The sequence below is a fragment of the Seonamhaeicola sp. ABD4_340 genome, assembly GCF_056312135.1.
The window spans coordinates 1,233,688-1,252,429 of record NZ_CM149981.1 but is presented as its reverse complement, the minus strand read 5'-3'; the positions used below and the strand labels follow the sequence as shown (position 1 = coordinate 1,252,429).

At 28.9% G+C, this 18,742-nt stretch carries 18 protein-coding genes; 14 read left to right on the top strand and 4 right to left on the bottom strand.

Annotated features, from left to right (window positions below; genetic code table 11):
* Positions 1–26: 26 nt before the first annotated feature.
* Positions 27–1,040: a DUF4837 family protein gene (locus ACYX4H_RS05505; RefSeq protein ID WP_476238223.1), complete on the top strand. Its 1,014-nt coding sequence runs from the start codon at positions 27–29 to the stop codon at positions 1,038–1,040.
* A 69-nt stretch (positions 1,041–1,109) separates the two neighbouring features.
* Here ACYX4H_RS05505 and ACYX4H_RS05500 read toward each other — a convergent pair whose 3' ends face one another.
* Positions 1,110–1,292 carry a Sec-independent protein translocase subunit TatA/TatB gene (locus ACYX4H_RS05500; protein WP_147131929.1) on the bottom strand — a complete coding sequence of 61 codons (183 nt, stop codon included), beginning with the start codon at positions 1,290–1,292 and terminating at the stop codon, positions 1,110–1,112.
* A gap of 182 nt (positions 1,293–1,474) precedes the next feature.
* On the opposite strand from ACYX4H_RS05500, the gene ACYX4H_RS05495 reads away from it, so the two are divergent.
* From ACYX4H_RS05495 to ACYX4H_RS05455, 9 genes are read left to right on the top strand one after another with little or no spacing between them, the layout of a single operon-like run.
* Entirely contained in the window at positions 1,475–2,341 is an 867-nt protein-coding gene (locus ACYX4H_RS05495) for a M23 family metallopeptidase (RefSeq protein ID WP_476238222.1), read from the top strand.
* A complete protein-coding gene (locus ACYX4H_RS05490) occupies positions 2,341–3,834 on the top strand; it encodes a GH3 auxin-responsive promoter family protein (RefSeq protein ID WP_476238221.1) in 1,494 nt (497 codons plus the stop codon). The genes ACYX4H_RS05495 and ACYX4H_RS05490 overlap by 1 nt, the downstream gene beginning before the upstream one ends.
* Before the next feature lie 39 nt (positions 3,835–3,873).
* On the top strand, positions 3,874–5,571 hold the full coding sequence (locus tag ACYX4H_RS05485; RefSeq protein ID WP_476238220.1) for a DUF6909 family protein: 1,698 nt from the start codon (positions 3,874–3,876) through the stop codon (positions 5,569–5,571).
* Positions 5,572–5,573: 2 nt separating this feature from the next.
* On the top strand, positions 5,574–6,653 hold the full coding sequence (locus ACYX4H_RS05480; RefSeq protein ID WP_476238219.1) for a hypothetical protein: 1,080 nt from the start codon (positions 5,574–5,576) through the stop codon (positions 6,651–6,653).
* A gap of 1 nt (position 6,654) precedes the next feature.
* Entirely contained in the window at positions 6,655–7,662 is a 1,008-nt protein-coding gene (rfbB, locus tag ACYX4H_RS05475) for a dTDP-glucose 4,6-dehydratase (protein ID WP_476238218.1), read from the top strand.
* Between the two features lies 1 nt (position 7,663).
* Positions 7,664–8,521 carry a glucose-1-phosphate thymidylyltransferase RfbA gene (gene rfbA / locus ACYX4H_RS05470; protein ID WP_476238217.1) on the top strand — a complete coding sequence of 286 codons (858 nt, stop codon included), beginning with the start codon at positions 7,664–7,666 and terminating at the stop codon, positions 8,519–8,521.
* 5 nt (positions 8,522–8,526) lie between these two features.
* Positions 8,527–9,075, top strand: a complete 549-nt coding sequence (gene rfbC / locus ACYX4H_RS05465; RefSeq protein ID WP_476238216.1) for a dTDP-4-dehydrorhamnose 3,5-epimerase — start codon at positions 8,527–8,529, stop codon at positions 9,073–9,075.
* Positions 9,072–9,863, top strand: coding sequence for a dTDP-4-dehydrorhamnose reductase (rfbD, locus tag ACYX4H_RS05460; protein ID WP_476238215.1), 792 nt, complete (start codon positions 9,072–9,074; stop codon positions 9,861–9,863). The genes rfbC and rfbD overlap by 4 nt, the downstream gene beginning before the upstream one ends.
* Positions 9,864–9,874: 11 nt before the next feature.
* Positions 9,875–11,071 carry an O-antigen ligase family protein gene (locus ACYX4H_RS05455; RefSeq protein WP_476238214.1) on the top strand — a complete coding sequence of 399 codons (1,197 nt, stop codon included), beginning with the start codon at positions 9,875–9,877 and terminating at the stop codon, positions 11,069–11,071.
* Here ACYX4H_RS05455 and ACYX4H_RS05450 read toward each other — a convergent pair.
* Genes ACYX4H_RS05450 through ACYX4H_RS05440 form a run of 3 tightly spaced genes read right to left on the bottom strand, consistent with a single transcriptional unit; the run spans position 11,015 to position 14,479 of the window.
* Positions 11,015–12,253, bottom strand: coding sequence for a hypothetical protein (locus tag ACYX4H_RS05450; RefSeq protein WP_476238213.1), 1,239 nt, complete (start codon positions 12,251–12,253; stop codon positions 11,015–11,017). The two genes, ACYX4H_RS05455 and ACYX4H_RS05450, sit on opposite strands and share 57 nt — an antisense overlap.
* Positions 12,254–12,278: 25 nt before the next feature.
* Entirely contained in the window at positions 12,279–13,205 is a 927-nt protein-coding gene (locus ACYX4H_RS05445; RefSeq protein WP_476238212.1) for a hypothetical protein, read from the bottom strand.
* Positions 13,202–14,479, bottom strand: a complete 1,278-nt coding sequence (locus ACYX4H_RS05440) for an oligosaccharide flippase family protein (RefSeq protein WP_476238211.1) — start codon at positions 14,477–14,479, stop codon at positions 13,202–13,204. Before ACYX4H_RS05440 ends, ACYX4H_RS05445 begins: the two co-directional genes overlap by 4 nt.
* 102 nt (positions 14,480–14,581) lie before the next feature.
* Between ACYX4H_RS05440 and ACYX4H_RS05435 the strand changes: the two genes are divergently transcribed.
* The 4 genes from ACYX4H_RS05435 to ACYX4H_RS05420 are packed head-to-tail and all read left to right on the top strand — an operon-like array spanning position 14,582 to position 18,717.
* Positions 14,582–15,655 carry a glycosyltransferase family 4 protein gene (locus tag ACYX4H_RS05435; protein WP_476238210.1) on the top strand — a complete coding sequence of 358 codons (1,074 nt, stop codon included), beginning with the start codon at positions 14,582–14,584 and terminating at the stop codon, positions 15,653–15,655.
* Positions 15,652–16,803, top strand: coding sequence for a glycosyltransferase (locus ACYX4H_RS05430; protein ID WP_476238209.1), 1,152 nt, complete (start codon positions 15,652–15,654; stop codon positions 16,801–16,803). The genes ACYX4H_RS05435 and ACYX4H_RS05430 overlap by 4 nt, the downstream gene beginning before the upstream one ends.
* Positions 16,800–17,834, top strand: coding sequence for a GDP-mannose 4,6-dehydratase (gmd, locus tag ACYX4H_RS05425; RefSeq protein ID WP_476238208.1), 1,035 nt, complete (start codon positions 16,800–16,802; stop codon positions 17,832–17,834). Before ACYX4H_RS05430 ends, gmd begins: the two co-directional genes overlap by 4 nt.
* A complete protein-coding gene (locus tag ACYX4H_RS05420) occupies positions 17,818–18,717 on the top strand; it encodes a GDP-mannose 4,6-dehydratase (protein ID WP_476238207.1) in 900 nt (299 codons plus the stop codon). Before gmd ends, ACYX4H_RS05420 begins: the two co-directional genes overlap by 17 nt.
* Positions 18,718–18,742: the final 25 nt, after the last annotated feature.

Genomic DNA, 18,742 nt, shown 5'->3' with positions numbered 1-18,742 from the left:
ACCATATTATTCAAAAAAAATTAAAGATGAAACACATCCTTTTATTAGCAGTATTGCTATTAGTTGCTGTGTCTTGTAAAGACAAAAACAACAGTAGTAAACCAGAAAAATTTTTATATGACTCAACAGGAAATATAAGCCACGTTTCAGTAATTATTGAAAACGATATGTGGAGTGGTAGTGTTGGTGATGCTATTCGTGGTGTTTTAACAAAACCAATTTACGGTTTGCCGCAAGATGAGCCTACCTTTACGCTTAGCCAAATACCACCAAAGGTGTTTTCGGGCTTTGTTACAAAAAATCGTACTATGCTTAAAATTGAAATGAACAAAGCACCAAGTATAAACTTTGCAGAAAATGTGTACGCACAACCACAAAAAGTAATTGTTTTAACAGGAAAAACCAAGCAAGATATAATCAATTTGGTTAACGGAAACGCCCAAAAAATAATTGAAGTTTTTAGAAATGCCGAAATAGGCGAGCGCCAACGCCAAATGGCAAAAGCGCCACATAATTACTCGTCTATAAAAGAAAAACTAGGTTTAACAATTCAGTTTTCATCAATTTATGAAATAGCTAAAGAAACCGATAATTTTTTCTGGTTTAGAAAAGATATTACCACAGGGCATTCGCATTTAATGATTTATGATTTGCCCTATAGCGCCATAAAAAGAAATGACAGCACTGGTTTACAAATATTAAAAATAAGAGATTCTATTGGTAAACAGTATTTTAAAGGAAGGTTAGACGGTACAGTAAATGCAGACGGAAACAAAGTAAGTTCATACATGGTAACCGAAGATGCATACGCACCATTTCATGCTGAAGTAATTTTAGATAACAAACCAGCATTTGAAACCAAAGGCCTTTGGGAATTAACTAATGATTTTATGGGTGGTTCATTTGTAAATTATACTATTGAAGATAAAGTAAACAAACGTTGGGTTGGTGTTGAAGGTTTTATTTTTGCACCATCAGTTGAAAAAAGAAATTACATGTTAGAGCTAGAAGCCATTATAAAATCTATTAAAATAGATTAAATACAGCTAAAGTTTCATGCAAAAAAAAGACCAACAATTGTTGGTCTTTTTTTTATTTATAAATAAAAGTTATTCTTTTTTTTCGCCTTCAGGGTTTTCTTCTTTGCTAGCATCTTTAAACTCCTTAATACCGCTACCTAAACCACGCATTAATTCAGGTATTTTCTTTCCACCAAATAACAGTAAAACAACAATTACAATTAATGCAATTTGCCATGGTCCAATAGCTAATGGTAACATATATAAGCTCATAATATTTAATTTTGAAAACAAAGTTAATAATTAAAGTTTAATAAAAACGTTTAAAACATAACTTTAGCATACGCAAAATATATTCTGTGTAAATTTTTAAAAATAGTAGCTTTAGTTAAGCTAAAGTAAACACTGTTTTTAGTAAGTATTGGTTATAATAAATTCTTTATTTTTGTTTTCTCATGAAGAAAAAGAAGTCGAAAAAAAAAATTAAAAAAAAGCTACTAGACAAGTATAGGTTAGTTATACTTAATGAGCATACTTTTGAAGAACAACTATCACTAAAACTCACACGGTTAAACGTTTTTGTTTTGGCCAGTGTATCGGCGTTATTTTTAATTATAATAACCTATTTAATTATTGCGTTTACACCTTTAAGAGAGTACATTCCGGGGTATTCTTCAACAGCATTAAAAAAGAAAGCAACCGAGCTTAGTTTTAAAACAGATTCATTACAACAAGCTATGGTTATGAATGAGGTGTACTATAAATCTATTAAAAGAGTATTAACAGGAGATATTAGTGCTTCAGATATTAATAAAGATTCTATAATACAAGCTGTAAAACTTGAAGCCAGTGAAGTAGATTTTAAACCCATTGCAGAAGACTCTATTTTAAGAGATAAAGTTGATAAAGAAGATAAGTATAACTTATTTGAATCTGCCACCACAGCTACCAGTTTTGTTTTATTTCCACCGGTAAATGGTGAAATATCATCGCACTATAATGTAAAAGAAAAACATTATGCTGTTGATGTTGTTGTACCCAAAGACACACCAGTAAAGGCCACTGCCGATGGTATTGTAATTTTTGCAGAATGGACGGTTAGCACAGGTTATGTTATTATTTTAGAGCATAGCTACGGGCTAATTTCGGTGTATAAACACAATGCTGAACTTACAAAAGCACAAGGCGATTTGGTTAAAGCTGGCGAAGTAATTGCCACCGCAGGTAACACCGGCGAGCTTTCAACCGGAACACATTTACATTTTGAACTCTGGAATGATGGTTACCCCATTAACCCAACAAACTTTATAGATTTTAAATAATGTTATCAATAAAATCTGCTTTAGCAAAACCATTTGCCAAACGTGTTTACAATAAAATTCAAAAATGGGCAAATAACCCTGAAAAAACACAGCAAACAGTTTTTCAAAATTTAATAGCGCAGGCTGCCCACACACAGTTTGGTAAAGATCATGATTTTGCAGGTATAGAATCGTATGCCGATTTTGTAAAACGTGTACCTATACGAGATTATGAAGCCCTAAAACCTTATGTTGATAAAGTTGTTAAAGGCGAAGAAAACATACTTTGGAAAGGAAAACCTTTATACTTTGCCAAAACATCGGGTACAACATCGGGCGCAAAATATATTCCTATTACAAAAGAAAGTATGCCAACGCATGTTGAAGCGGCCAGAAATGCCATTTTAATGTATATACATGAAACGGGCAATACTAAGTTCGTTAATGGTAAAATGATTTTTTTACAAGGAAGCCCCATTTTAAAAGAACAAAATGGCGTGAAATTAGGGCGTCTTTCGGGCATTGTAGCGCACTATGTACCAAAGTATCTTCAAAAAAACAGGTTACCATCTTGGGAAACAAATTGTATTGAAGATTGGGAAACTAAGGTTGATGCTATTGTTAATGAAACTTTGCACCAAAACATGACTATAATTTCTGGTATTCCGTCGTGGGTTCAAATGTACTTTGAAAAATTAGTTCAAAAAACAGGAAAACCAGTTGGCAATATTTTTAAAAACTTCAATTTATTCATTTTTGGTGGTGTAAATTACGAACCTTATAAAACAAAATTTGAAAACCTAATTGGCCGTAAAGTAGATAGCATAGAATTGTATCCTGCTAGCGAAGGTTTTTTTGCCTTTCAAGACAAGCAAAACGAAAAAGGCATGCTCTTGCAATTAAACTCAGGTATTTTTTATGAGTTTGTAAAAGTAGATGAGTTTTATACTGAAAACCCTAAAAGATATACTATTAAAGATGTTCAAGTTGGTGTAAATTATGTAATAATTATATCCACAAACGCCGGTTTATGGGCTTATAATATTGGTGATACGGTTCAGTTTACATCTACAAAACCTTATAGAGTAATTGTGTCTGGTAGAATAAAACATTTCATTTCGGCATTTGGTGAGCATGTAATTGGTAAAGAGGTTGAGCAAGCTTTACAAGAAGCCATTGCTGGTACCAATGTTAGCGTTACAGAGTTTACTGTAGCACCACAAATTAATCCAAAAGAAGGATTACCTTATCATGAATGGTTTATAGAGTTTGAAAATGCTCCAAAAGATTTAAACGCCTTTGCTAAACAAATTGATAATTCTCTTCAAAAACAAAATGTATATTATTTTGATTTAATTGAAGGTAAAGTGCTTCAAACTCTAAAAATAGCTAGGGTTGAAAAAGATGGTTTTAAAAATTACATGAAGTCTATTGGAAAATTGGGCGGACAAAACAAACTACCCAGACTTTCAAATGACAGGAAAATAGTTGAGGAATTTCCACACAATTATTAAAACAAATAATAGTATATTTGAATCCGAAAAAATGCGCTAATGAGTAATAAAAAGTATCATGAAAGAACGAGAGCTCAAGAGAGTTCAAATGCCATAGAAAGAATGTACATTACTATGCGTCACTTGTTTATCAGAGGTTTTTATAAACCAATGGGTATATCTGGTGAAATGCTACGCAATTCATTATTGCTTTTAAGACCCGAAATTTACGGGTCTATTGGCGATGAAAAAGCAGAACTTGAAGGTTTACTTTATGTAATAGATAGGCTACCCGAAGGTATTGAAGAATGTATGTTTATTAACCTAACCAGTGATGAAGGGTATTCAAACTCACATTTTAAACCTATAATCCCAGAAAAAAGAAGACGAAATTGCTACCGTATTGATAAGGAGCAAATGAATATTGAAATTACCAGAGGGCGCTCTGAAATTTATGATATTCTAACGCACTTAACATTTCTATTTGTAGAATCTCATAAAATAAGCAATAGAGTTTTAATAAATGAAGAAGAAGGTTTAACCACTAGAGATTGGCAAAAATTAGAAAAAGTGGTACTTTCAAAAGCCGATTTAACTAATGAAGAACGTGAAATAGCCATTACACATACCGCTAATATTTTAGGCAGAACGTTTAACGAGCTTAGGGTTGTTTATGATGAATTTGCAACAGCAAAACAACCAGAAAGATTACTGCACATTGTTTATTGGTTAGGAAAATTAGCTATAGAAGAGCAGGTTAACAATAATAAAAGAACCATAACCTTTACGCCCGTTTTAAGAGAGCGTATTGGACACCATATACACGGTGAAATTTGGGCAGATAACATAAAGGAAGTACTTTATAAAAACAGTTTATTAGATCGTCCAATTCACATAATAAGCGCCAACATGCACAGTGTAATGAACACGTTGTTTGCACCTTCAGCATTAAAAGCATTGGCCTCAAAAAAAGATATTTTTGAAGTGTATGAAGCTTTAAGCAATAGAGAAAACGAAACCTTACGCAACAAAGTAACTACCGATGCGCTGCGTAATGGCATGTTGTATATAAAAGATACATCGGGTACCAATATTGATGTTCAAATTTTTGATACCAGTAAAATAGATGCCTCGAAAATAGATATTAAAGCTAAAGAAACCATTTTAAAAGAGAAAAAGCCAGTGTTGTTGGTAATGGATTATGCTTTTGGAGAACAAGCTTATGAAACCATTGATGAGCTATTAAAACCATATAAAAAGCATAAAACCAAAACCCATTTAAATGTAGAATCTATTTCAATAATGGGTAAAGCAGGTATTTTAGAAGGTGGAAAAGGTGATATAATGATTCCTTCGGCACATATTTTTGAAGGTACCGCAGATAATTATCCGTTTGAAAACGAACTAAATAAAGAAGATTTAGACGGCCAAGGCGTTGATGTTTATGAAGGCACTATGATTACCGTTTTAGGTACATCGCTTCAAAATAAAGACATTTTAAAATTCTTTTACAATTCCACATGGAAAGTAATAGGTTTAGAAATGGAAGGAGCTCATTACCAAAAAGCTATTCAAGCAGCATCAAAAGTTAGAGGTAGTATAGGCGCTAATGTAAAGGTGCGTTATGCGTATTATGCCAGTGATAATCCTTTAGAAACAGGGGCAACATTAGCCTCAGGCGGTTTAGGTACTACAGGTGTAAAACCAACATATTTAATAACCAGAACTATTTTAGAACAAATTTTTAACACTATTTAATAATGAGTAAAGAGTTACCACAACAGCAAAACCATGAAGAGGTTGATTTAGGCCAATTATTTAAACTAATTGGTAAAATGTTTGAAAAGCTTTTTAATTTTATTGGAAGTATTTTCAATAAAATATTCTTAGCATTTGTATGGTGTATATTTTTTGTGAAACTACATTTTTTAAAAATTGTAATAGCGGGTGTTGTAGGCGTTGTTTTTGGGTTTACTTTGCAAAAAACATCTGATCCTTTATATAAATCGTCTATGTTGGTAAAGCAAAACTACCCAACAGGTGAAGGTTTATATAATTCAATTGCGTATTATAATGATTTGGTAACCCACGACGATGTTAGTGCTTTATCTGAAATATTAGGTATTGATTCTTTAAGTGCAGCTTCAATTAAAGAGTTAGAAATAGAATCTATAATTGATGAAAATGATAGACTTAAAAATTTTGATGGCTACATAAAAACATTAGACTCTTCAGTTGCTTCTAAAGTACAATATGAAACTTACGTTAAAAATGAAAAGGAGCATAATCATCAGTTTCAACAAATAACCATAAAATCTACAGTAAGAAATAATTTTAAAACATTATTTAATAAAATTATTAATAACATAAATACAAATGATTATTTTATCGAAGCACAAAAAAGAGATACTCTAGAACTTCATAATAGAAAGTTAGTGCTTCAAAATGCTTTAACAAAATCTGATTCTTTACAAAACGTTTATAAACGCGTTATAGAAATGCAAACTAAGGAACAAAGTGGTTCTCAAACAAGTGTTACTATAAAAAATGCCGAAGATGTTAACAAAACTAAAGAGTATGAGTTGTATTTAAACGATTTAGAATTACAAAGAGAAATTGTTAGTATAGAAAGAAAAATAGAAGATAAGAAACAAATTTTAGAAATTGTATCTACCAAGCAAGAAACCACAGGTTCTGTAGATGATAAAAAAGACGTATTTGGATTTAGAATAGGTTACAAACTCTATTATGGTTTACTTTTAAGTACATTAACTTTTTTAGTATTAGCGTTTTTACAGTTTGTAAAATATATAGACAAGTTTAAAGACAAAATTCAATAAAATGACTGTATTAATTACAGGTGGAGCGGGTTTTATTGGTTCTAATTTTATAGTTCATTTTCTACAAGAAAACCCTCAAATGAAGGTTGTTAATCTCGATAAATTAACCTATGCAGGTTCGTTAGATAATTTAAAAGAGGTTGAAACTAACAGTAATTATACGTTTGTTGAAGGCGATATTTGTAATAGGCAATTAATAGAACAATTGTTTAATGAATATAACTTTTCAGGTGTTATTCATTTTGCTGCCGAATCGCATGTAGATAATTCAATTGCAGCACCAAATGCTTTTATTGATACTAATATAGTTGGTACATTTAATTTGGTTGATGTAGCTAAAAACCATTGGATGGCATCTCCTTTCAATGTAAAACAACATCATAAAAACTCAAGGTTTTTGCACATTTCAACCGATGAGGTTTATGGAACATTAGGTAAAGAAGGGTTGTTTACAGAACAAACACCATATGCACCTAACAGTCCGTATAGTGCTTCAAAAGCATCATCAGATTTTATAATAAGAAGTTATCATCATACTTATGGTTTAAATGTGGTTACCACTAACTGTTCAAACAATTACGGCCCAAAACAGCATGATGAAAAGCTAATACCAACCATAATAAGAAAAGCTTTGAATGGTGAAAATATACCAATTTACGGCGATGGGCAAAATATAAGAGATTGGTTGTATGTAGAAGATCATTGTAAAGGTATAAGTTTAGCATTTAGTAAAGGTATTTCAGGTGAAACTTATAATATTGGTGGAAGAAACGAGCGTAATAACCTTTACATAGCTAATACCATTTGCAGTATTTTAGATGAAATTAAGCCAAAAAACACATCATATAAAAATCAAATTACGTTTGTAACAGATAGACCAGGACATGATTTTAGATATGCCATTGATGCTACTAAAATTGAAAATGAACTTAACTGGAAGGCCCAAGAAAATTTTGAATCGGGTATTCTAAAAACAATTCATTGGTACATTAAAAAATACAAAGGGTAGTATGAAAGGCATAATATTAGCAGGCGGTTCAGGTACACGTTTATATCCATTAACAAAAGTGTTTAGTAAACAGTTAATGCCAGTGTATGATAAGCCAATGATATATTACCCACTAACAACCCTCATTTCTGCCGGAATTAATGAAATTTTAATCATTACAACACCAAAAGATATTGAACGTTTTAGAGAACTTTTAGGAGATGGTAGTAGCTATGGTTGTGTATTTGAATACGCCATTCAAGAAGCTCCTAAAGGATTAGCAGAAGCGTTTTTAATTGGTGAGAAGTTTATAGGTAATGATGCCGTAGCTTTGGTTTTAGGTGATAATATTTTTTATGGTTCGGGTTTAAGTGAAACTCTAAAACAGAGTTCAAAACCAAACGGAGGTGTTATTTTTGCGTATCACGTTCAAGATCCGCAGCGTTACGGAGTTGTAGAGTTTAATGAAAATAATAAAGCAATTTCTATAGAAGAGAAACCTCTAAAACCAAAATCAAACTATGCCGTTCCGGGTATTTATTTTTACGACAATTCAGTAATTGAAATAGCAAAAAACATTATACCGAGCGATAGAGGTGAATTAGAAATAACCGATGTTAACAAAGTATATTTAGAGCAAGGAAAACTAAATGTTCAAATTTTAGATAAAGGCACAGCATGGTTAGATACAGGTACCTTTGCATCTTTAATGCAGGCATCACAGTTTGTTCAAGTAATAGAAGAAAGACAAGGATTAAAAATTGGTTGTATTGAAGAAGAAGCTTATAAAATGGGTTTCATAAATAAGAATCAGTTAAATAAATTAGCACAACCGCTATTAAAAAGTGGTTATGGTGAATATCTTCAACAATTATTATAATAGTAATGCAGGTAGAAGAAACATATTTAAAAGGCTGTTTTGTAATAACACCCAAAGTGTTTGGTGATGATAGAGGTTATTTTTACGAAAGTTTTAATGCTAAAAAGTTTGAAGAGCTTACAGGTTTAAGGCCAAACTTTGTTCAAGATAATTTGTCTAAATCATCCAAAGGCGTTTTGAGAGGCTTGCACTTTCAAACAGGCACTTTTGCGCAAGCTAAATTGGTAAAAGTTGTTAAAGGAAAAGTATTAGATGTTTGTGTAGATTTAAGACCAGACTCTGAAACCTTTGGTAAACATTTTTCAATTGTTTTAGATGCCGAAAAACATCAACAATTATTTGTTCCAAGAGGATTTGCACATGGTTTTCATGTTTTAGAAGATGACACATTATTTTCATATAAATGTGATAATTTTTATAATAAAGAAGCTGAATCTGGCATTATTTATAATGATGAGCAGCTTAATATTGATTGGCTAATTTCAGAAGACATCATTATGTCTGAAAAAGATAAAGTACTACCTACATTAGAAACTTATACGCAGTTAAAATGAAAAAGCATATTTTAGTTACTGGTGCCAATGGGCAATTAGCCAAAACAATTGAAGAATTATATGCAGGTAATAATTTAAACCTTCATTTTGTATTTGTTACTAAAGAACAATTAGATATTACAAATAAAGCCAGTTTACAAACATTTTTTAGTAAACACACAATAGATTACTGTATTAATTGTGCTGCATATACAAATGTTGAACAAGCTGAAAAAACACCAGATATTGCTTTTAAAGTGAATGCTGAAGGGGTTAAAAATTTGGCTGAGGTATGTAAGCAAAATCAAACGGTTTTAATACATATTTCAACAGATTATGTTTTTGATGGTAAAAAAACAGAACCATATACTGTTTTTGATAAACCCAACCCAATAAATGAGTATGGAAAATCTAAATTGTTGGGAGAGCAACATATTCAAAACATACTTTCTAATTTTTTCATTGTACGCACATCGTGGTTATACAGTAAAAACTATGGGAATAATTTTTATAGAACCATCTTAGAGAAAGCAAAAGAAGGTGAAAATTTAAAAATCACTACAGATCAAATAGGTTGCCCTACAGATACAATTAACTTAAGCAACTTTATTATAAGTTTGTTTAAAGAAAAAAAACAAAAATCTGGTATTTATCACTTTTGTGATAACGATGCTATGACTTGGTATGATTTTGCAAAACAAGTTATTTCGGATAAAAAATTAATTAATAAAATAAAAATCATTAAAATTAGCGGTTATAAGTCTTTTGCCAAACGGCCAAAATATTCAATTTTATCGTGTTCTAGTTAAAAAATTAATTAATGATAAGTGTAAAAAAACTTTTTGTAATTGGAGTTGTGCTCTTTATTTTATTTCCTAAAGGAGGAATAAAATTGGAAGGAATTCCAATTACATGGGGATATCTTTATTTAGGGATTATTTTAATTTTTAGTTTCCTCCTTTTTCTATTAAAAAAGAAGCCAACTGTAAATAAAAATATATTTATTACTTATAGTTTAACACTTATTTTTCCAATTTATTTTGTCGTTTCTGTTGTACTTTGTGGTTTTGATGGTTTTATAGGAAATTTAATATCGTATTCGTTTAATTTTTTTGTTCTTCCTTTAGTTTTTTTCATTCTTATAAATTCTTATGTAAATAAATTAGATAAAGAGTTTGTGGTGAAAGTATTATGGAATTGCGTTGTTATTGTATCGGTATTTGGAATTCTATCTTTTATATCTGCTATGCTTTATGAAAAATATTTAGTAATACCTTATTTAACAACTAATATTGAAGATGTAGGAAGGTTGGAGTATGGTAAATACAATAGAAGAGGATCAATATTTAAATTAATATCTACTTTTAACAATGGTAATATATATGGTTTATGTATTTTAATGTTGTTACCTCTATTAGAGAAATTTAAAAGAAGTAAACTAGGCTATTTATTAATAGTAATATCATTAGTTTTAACATTATCAAGAACTGTTTGGCTTGGTTTAATTTTATTTTATATCATACGGTTTAGAAAAAATATAATCAAACTAATATCAATTTACTTTATACTAATTTTTGCTTTAGTACTAATGTCTACCTTTTTAATAGTAAACAATTATATATATAGTTCATCAACAGATTTTTTATTTGATGCTAATTTGGGAGGCCGGTTTTTACAATTAGAGGAGTTTGATAAAATAACTTTGATTTCAAGTAAACCCTTTTATGTTATTCAAGAAATTGTTTATCTATCTGTCTTAGATCAATTTGGGATAATAGGATTAATTTTATGGTGCACTAGCTTTTTTTACCCAATATTTTGGGTGTTGAAATGTAGAAATAAAATGACTTCTTTTTCAAAACAGTTGTTTTTGGGACTAATAGTATATTTGTTTTGTTCTATTAGTGATGGTGCCCTAAATTTAATTCCTGTTTTAGTTTATTTTTATTTTATAAGTGCATTAGCTATTTGCCCTAACAATATGTTTAAAGTTTCTCAAGTTAATAAGGTAGAATAGTTCGCAAAAAATATAGACTGTTATCCCAAATTGGCGCACTAAAATATTCTCAGTTAAGAAACAAAGTAGAAAAAAAAATGTAATTGATAAGGCAAAAGGATTTGTTTTACGACTTTTAAATATTCTGTAAAATAGCATTATAATAAATAATATTAGTAAATAAACCCCTCCTTTTAATAAAAAATTTAAATATTGATTATGAGAATTATAATGAAGCTTTAGATTGTTATTAAAGAGTTTTTTTTCATAACAATTATCTAAAGATTTTTGGAGTTTATTAATCTTTAATGGTTGAAAGTTGTTTGTTTTAGAAACACACCAAGAGCAAGTTAAAGTTCCCTCTCTACTGTTATTAAATAAATGTATTATACTTTTATTATTTATAACCATATTTAAGTCGTTTTTTATTCTATCAAATAAACTAGGCTTAAAATATATAATCGTACCTATTAATAATACACCTATTAATAAAATTTTAGCAGCTTTTTTTCTATATAGAAAAATGGTTAGTAAAGTTAATATTAAAATTAATGATAGAATAACCATTCTAGAGTTTGCTAATAAAAGAGCTATAAGTATTGGGATAACGCTAAAGAAGAAAAGAATCTTATATTTCAAATTATTAAAAAGATAGAATATAAAATATAAAATAATAATAGCAATTGCTAACCATAAAGAAATATAAGTCCCGTGATTATCTGTTATATTTTCAATTCGTAATCTAGCTAAAAACCAGTCTCCTTGATGATGATTGTAATATTTTATATAGATAAAAATAAGATGAAAGGACATTATTAAACAAGAAAAGTAATAAGTATAAAAACAGGCTTTTAATATAAAAGGATATTTAAAAACTAATTTTTTAAATTGAATACTAGAAAAAACACTTAAAAGCAGTGTAATGGAGAATAATAATTCCTTAGTTATAACTTTATCTTTAAAATCAATTTGAAATAAAATAATTATTGTTAATAAGAACCAACAAGTAAAAGAGGGGAGTATTTTAAAAAAATTATTTAGAGATATTTTCTTAATTGCAAAGAAAGCTAAAGTTGTAAAAGTGACTGCTGTAATAATAGAAAGAACGGCTCTTAAACTGTAATAAAGAGGAAAACTTACAAAAAGCAATAATAATATAACTTGTAGAGCAATACTTTTTTCTTTTAGCAAGAAAGTTTTCATTATAATAATTTATAAGGTTAACTTATCACTTTCTTTTTTTAAGTGAAGTAGAGAAAAATAAAGGGTAAATTTTTCTTATTTTATCAACAATAGTTTTTGGTAAAAGCTTGCGTATAAAAACCATCATGTAGGCTTTTATTTTTAATTTAATTAATTGAGTTTGGTTAACTCTAAATTTCAGATTCATAAATTCAGAATCGCTAACAAATTCTAAACCACCCCACTTCTTTGGATCGTTAAGGTGAAAGTTTTTTATACTTTTATAATTTGTTTCATTTACACTTTTCCAAAAATCAAAAAAGTAATTAATATCAATATCGTCTTTTGCTCCCCAATTATTTACTTTAGTCCAAATTTCTTCTTCATCACGGGCCCAAGATTGGTGAAGCATGTAGTGCTTGCTAAAAATTCTTTTAGAGTGTACTGTAACTCTATGGTATTTGTAATTAGGGTTGTTTGTGCAGATTTCAATTGGTACATAAGAATCAGTAATATATAAAAAACCTTTATTAACCTTTTTAAAAAGGGTAATCCAAAAGACTAAAATTTGAATAGGGTATTTTTCAGGGTATTCTAGATATTTTTTATCTAAATTTTTTAAAAAACTAACAAAACCACTAAAGTCAACAAAATATTCATCGGAATCTAGTAGTATATGCCAACCCCCTTTACCCATAAATTTTGCTAGCATATTTCGCTCCATAGTCCCATTTTGAGTAGGGGTTTGATTGGGATTATAAAAATTATCTTCGTAAATTTTAATTTTATTATCTCTATCAAAATCATTTATCCAATCAAAAAATTCATCAGGAACAGTAAATTTATTTCCACTCCATGTAATACGGTTTTTATCAACAGCTATTGTAATCTCATCAGACTCATTATAAATGAGTGGAATGGATTTTTTTAAGTATTTATAGTCATAAGAAAGTAGTAAACCAGTTTTAATCATTGACTTTTGAGTGTTAAATATTGATAGTTATGAATAAATAATAGTAATGAAATAGTTAGTTCAGAACAATAAGAAGCAAATATAGCAGAATATATATTAAGAGAATATGAATTAAAAATAAAAAAAGATAAGAGGTGTATTAGTAAACCTAGAAAATAAGCCATGGAATATTTATATCTTTCTTCTTTTAAAATTAAGTATAAAAACAAGGGGTATGAGGTGGCGTGAATAATTGGTAAAAAACATAAGACTTTTAAATAAACATAAGCTTCTTCAATTTTTTCTGATGTGAAAAAAGCTAATATGTATTTCCCCCAAAAAAATACAATTAAACTTCCTATTATCATTATTCCTACTTGTATCAAAATATAGAGATTAAAAGCCTCTTTGAATTTGGAATACTTTTCTTTGTGTAAAAGAACCATTTTCGATAAAACTCCTTGAAAAACAACGCCAGCTGAGTGTTTCATTAAATTTATTATTTTTTCAACAATAGAATACATCCCTAAAAGCTCATTATTAACAATAAAACCTAAAATAATAATATTTGAATTAAATATAGAAGCAATACTAACATTAGTAATAAACATTTGATATCCGTCTATTAGCTCTTTTTTTATATTGGGTATTTTAAGAGAAATTTTTAATTGTAGCTTTATATTTAAAAAAGTAATTGAAAGGATGAAAACAAATAAATCTCCAATACCCATAAATAGTATAACCAATGGATAGTTTATTTCGTTTTTTACAAATAAAATAATTAGAGAAAATATTACTATTCTACTTAATAATAGTATCTTAAAATAAGATTTGAGGTTTTCTATACCTAGAAAAATCCAATAAGTATTTAGCGCTCTTGATATAACATATATTAAACTAAATATAACTATTTTTAATTTAGCATTAGGTAAATCATAAAAGTTAAGAATGATGATAGTTAGAAGGGATGCAATTACTCCTAGTATAATTTTAAATGAAACAGCTTCAGATAAATAATTACATAGCTGATAAGGTTCTTTTCTTAGCTCTACAATTTTTTTTGGGCCCAATGTATTATAGCTAAAGTCAGATATAATTTTTGAAAAGTTGGTAACACCTAAAATTAAAGCTATTATCCCATAGTAATCTATTCCTAGCCTTTTAATTAATAAGGGAATAATTAATAGAGGGAATAAGAATTGTATAATTTGTATTAAAAAATTATAAGAAAAATTACTCAGCCAATTTATCAATAAGTTATTATTGTAGATTTTTAAAAAGAAATCTTTACTCATATATTTTTATTTAGAATAAACACTTACAAAAGTAATAAGAAAACCCAAATTATATGTTGTATTACATTTTATTATCTAAGTTTTTGCTAAATTTGAGCCGCGATGAAAAAGATACAAATAGACGCTAGACTTATTGATGCTTCAGGAATAGGGACCGTAATAAAAAATGTGGTGCCCGCCATGATAGATAAGTATTCAATTACTTTTATTGGTGATGTTGAAAAAATAAAGAAACATTTTGAGTTAAGTGAACATGTAAGAGTAATTCATACTAAATCAAAAATTTATTCTATATCAATACTTTTTAAATATTTGTTTTTTCCAAAAGCTGATTTACTATGGGTGCCACACTTTAATGTACCTATATTTAGTAATGCAAAAAAAAGAGTTGTTACTATCCATGATGTATATCATCTCGATTTCTTTGATGCTTTGTCGTTTTTAGAAAAAATTTTTGCTAAAATTTTTTATTGGATAGCAATTAAAAAATCAAATTTTATCATTACAGATTCAAATTTCACTTTAAGCAGAATAAGGTCTTATTTTAAAAATTTAAAGTCCATTAAAATCAAAACAATTTATTTGGCTGCAGATCCTAGTTTTGGTCTTAAAACCAATGTTAGTCCAAAAATAGAAAATTACTTTTTAGCTGTTGGTAATGTAAAGCCTCATAAAAATTTATCAATATTAATAAGAGCCTATTCAAAACTACCTCAGACTATAAAACAAAAATATGCTTTGGTAATAGTTGGTAAAAGAAGTGGTTTTATAAATTCTGCCAATTTTAAATTAGAGCAAGACATAATTGAAAAAGAAAATATAGTTTTTACAGGCTTTGTAAATGATGAATTACTTAAGGCCTATTATCAAAATGCTCACTGTTTAGTTATGCCCTCGAAATATGAAGGTTTTGGGCTGCCTCCTTTAGAAGCAATGTCTGCTAAAACACCTGTTATCTTAAGTAATAATCCAACTTTAAAAGAAGTCTGTGGAGAAGCTGGGTTATACTTTTCAATGAATGAATCTGATGAGTTAACGTTGTTGTTAAAAGAAATGATTTCAAACAGTGAACTTAGGAGAAAGCAGATAAAAAAGGGAGAAGAAAGGCTAAAAATGTATAGCTGGCAAAAAACTCAAAAACAATATTTAGATCTTTTTAATTCACTATTACAATGAAGAAAGCTTTAATTCAAGATCATTTTATTCAAAATGGAGGAGCAGAAAAATGTGTCAGGTCTTTTTTAAATATCTGGAACGATTTTGAAATTTATGGCTTAACAGATTTCTTATCAAATAAAGATAGAGAAGAAATTTTAAAAGGAAAACACGTCAATACATCTTTTATACAAAACTTACCAAATGCTAAAAAATGGTTTAGGCATTATTTACCTTTTTACCCAATAGCAATAGAACAATTTGATTTGACAGAATATGATTTAATAATATCTTCATCATATTCAGTTGCAAAAGGAGTATTAACAAATCATAATCAAATTCATATAAGTTACATGTACTCTCCTATGAGATATGCTTGGGACTTATATCATCAGTATTTAAGAGAAAGTGGTTTAAATAAAGGTTTTAAAGGTAAATTTGCTAAGGGGTTACTCCATTATTTACGTAATTGGGATGTGTCTACTGCTAATCGACCAGACCATTATATAGCTATTTCAAATTATATAGCTGATAGAATTAAAAAAGTATATAATAAAGAAGCAGAAGTAGTTTATCCGCCTGTAGATACAAGTTCATTCAACATTTCAAAAAATAGAGAAGAATATTATTTCACGTCATCTAGAATGGTTCCTTACAAAAGAATTGATTTAATTGTGGAGGCATTTTCGCATATGCCAGATAAAAAATTGATTGTTTGTGGTGATGGTCCCGAGTTTAATAAAATTAAGAATAAAGCAAAAAAGAATATAGAGTTATTAGGGTATGTTAAAAAAGAAAAACTTATTCAATTAAAACAAAAAGCAAAAGCATTTATTTTTGCCGCTGAAGAAGATTTTGGAATAGCACCTTTAGAAGCTCAAGCTTGTGGAATACCCGTTATAGCTTTTGGTAAAGGAGGTGCTTTAGAAACAATCATTGGGAAAAGTTGTGAAAGCAAAAATAATTTATCTAAAGGAGATACAGGAGTGTTTTTTTTAAAACAGAATATAAAAAACATAATAGATTCTGTTAACTTTTTTGAGAAAAATCAAGATGTGTTTAACGATCCTAATATCATAAGAGCTAATGCATTAAGATTTGATAAAGAAGTATTTGAAAGTAGTTTTAAAACCAAAGTAGAAAATATAATACAAAGACATAACTTATGAAGAAAGCAATAATTACTGGTATTACCGGGCAAGATGCCGCCTATTTGGCAGAACTTTTATTGAACAAAAACTATGAGGTGTATGGAACATATAGAAGAACTAGTTCAACCAATTTTTGGAGAATAGAGGAATTAGGTATTAATCAACACCCTAATTTAAAACTATTAGAATATGATTTAATAGACTTGTCAAGCGCATATAGAATCATTACAGAAATAGAACCTGATGAGATTTATAATTTGGCAGCCCAAAGTTTTGTAGGAGTTTCATTTACTCAACCAATTGCTACCGCTCAAATTACTGGAGTAGGAGCAATGAATTTATTAGAAGCTATAAGGACAATTAACCCTAAAATTAGGTTTTATCAAGCCTCAACATCAGAAATGTTTGGTAAAGTACATGCCATACCACAAAACGAAGAAACGCCGTTTCACCCTAGAAGTCCCTATGGAGTAGCTAAAGTATTTGCTCATTGGGCAACTTTAAATTATCAAGAATCATATAATTTATTTGCTACTAGTGGTATTTTATTTAATCATGAATCGCCTTTAAGAGGTAAAGAATTTGTGACAAGAAAAATAACTGATGCAGTTGCAAAAATATCTTTAGGGAAACAAGATGTCTTGGAATTGGGAAATATGAATGCTAAAAGAGACTGGGGTTATGCAAAAGAATACGTAGACGGCATGTATAGAATGCTTCAAATAGATGAACCAGGAACCTTTGTTTTAGCTACAAATAAAACTCAAACTGTCAGAGATTTTGTGTCTTTAGCATTCAAAGCAATTGATATAGAATTGGAATGGAAAGGAAAAGAAGAAAATGAAGTAGGTATTAATTCAACAACGGGTAAAGAATTAGTAAAAGTTAATCCTAAGTTTTATAGACCAGCTGAAGTTGATTTGTTAATAGGAGATGCTAGTAAAGCAAATGAAAAGTTACAATGGACTCCTAAAACAACATTAGAAGAGTTATGTAATATGATGGTTTTAAAGGATATTGAAAGAAATCAAAATGGAGGATCTTTCTAATAAAAAAATTTTTATAACTGGTATTACAGGTTTTACGGGCAGTTATTTAGAGTCCTTTTATCTTAAAAAGGGGTTTAAAGTTTTTGGTACAACTTATTCTAATAATCAGAATTCAAATCATTTTTTTTGTGATATAACAGACAAAAACCAAATTCAAGAAGTACTTTTAAAAGTAAAACCAGATTACGTTATACATACAGCTGCAATTTCATTTGTTGCAGGAAATAATCAAAATAAAATGTATGATGTTAATGTCTTTGGAACGTTAAACCTGTTAGATGCTCTTTTAGAGGCTAAAATAACACCCAATAAAATAATAATTGCTAGTAGTGCTGCTGTTTATGGAAATATTGGAGATGTTCTCTCAGAAAATATGTGTCCTAAACCTTTAAATCATTATGGGAATAGTAAATTAGTCATGGAAAACATGGTCAAGAATTATTATCAAAAACTTAATATATTAATAACAAGGCCATTTAATTATACAGGGTATGGGCAGGCAAATAATTTTTTAATACCTAAAATAGTTAAGCACTTTAAGGAAAAAGCCGCTACGATAGAGTTAGGAAACATCAATGTTTTTAGAGAATTTAATGATGTAAATTATTTGGTAGATTGTTACAATCAGTTATTGTTTAGTGATGTTAAATCTGAAATATTAAATGTTTGTTCTTCAAAAACATACTCTATAAAAGAAATACTTTTACTAATGGAGAAAATTTCAAACCATAATATTAAGGTTGAGATTAACCCAAAGTTTGTACGTAAAAATGATATTAAAAGCCTAAGAGGATCAACACAAAAATTATATGGTATTGTTACAGATCAGTCAAGTAATTTTTCTTTAAATGATACATTAAGACGCATATATTATTCAGGTTAATAATTTTTAGAAACACTTATAAACT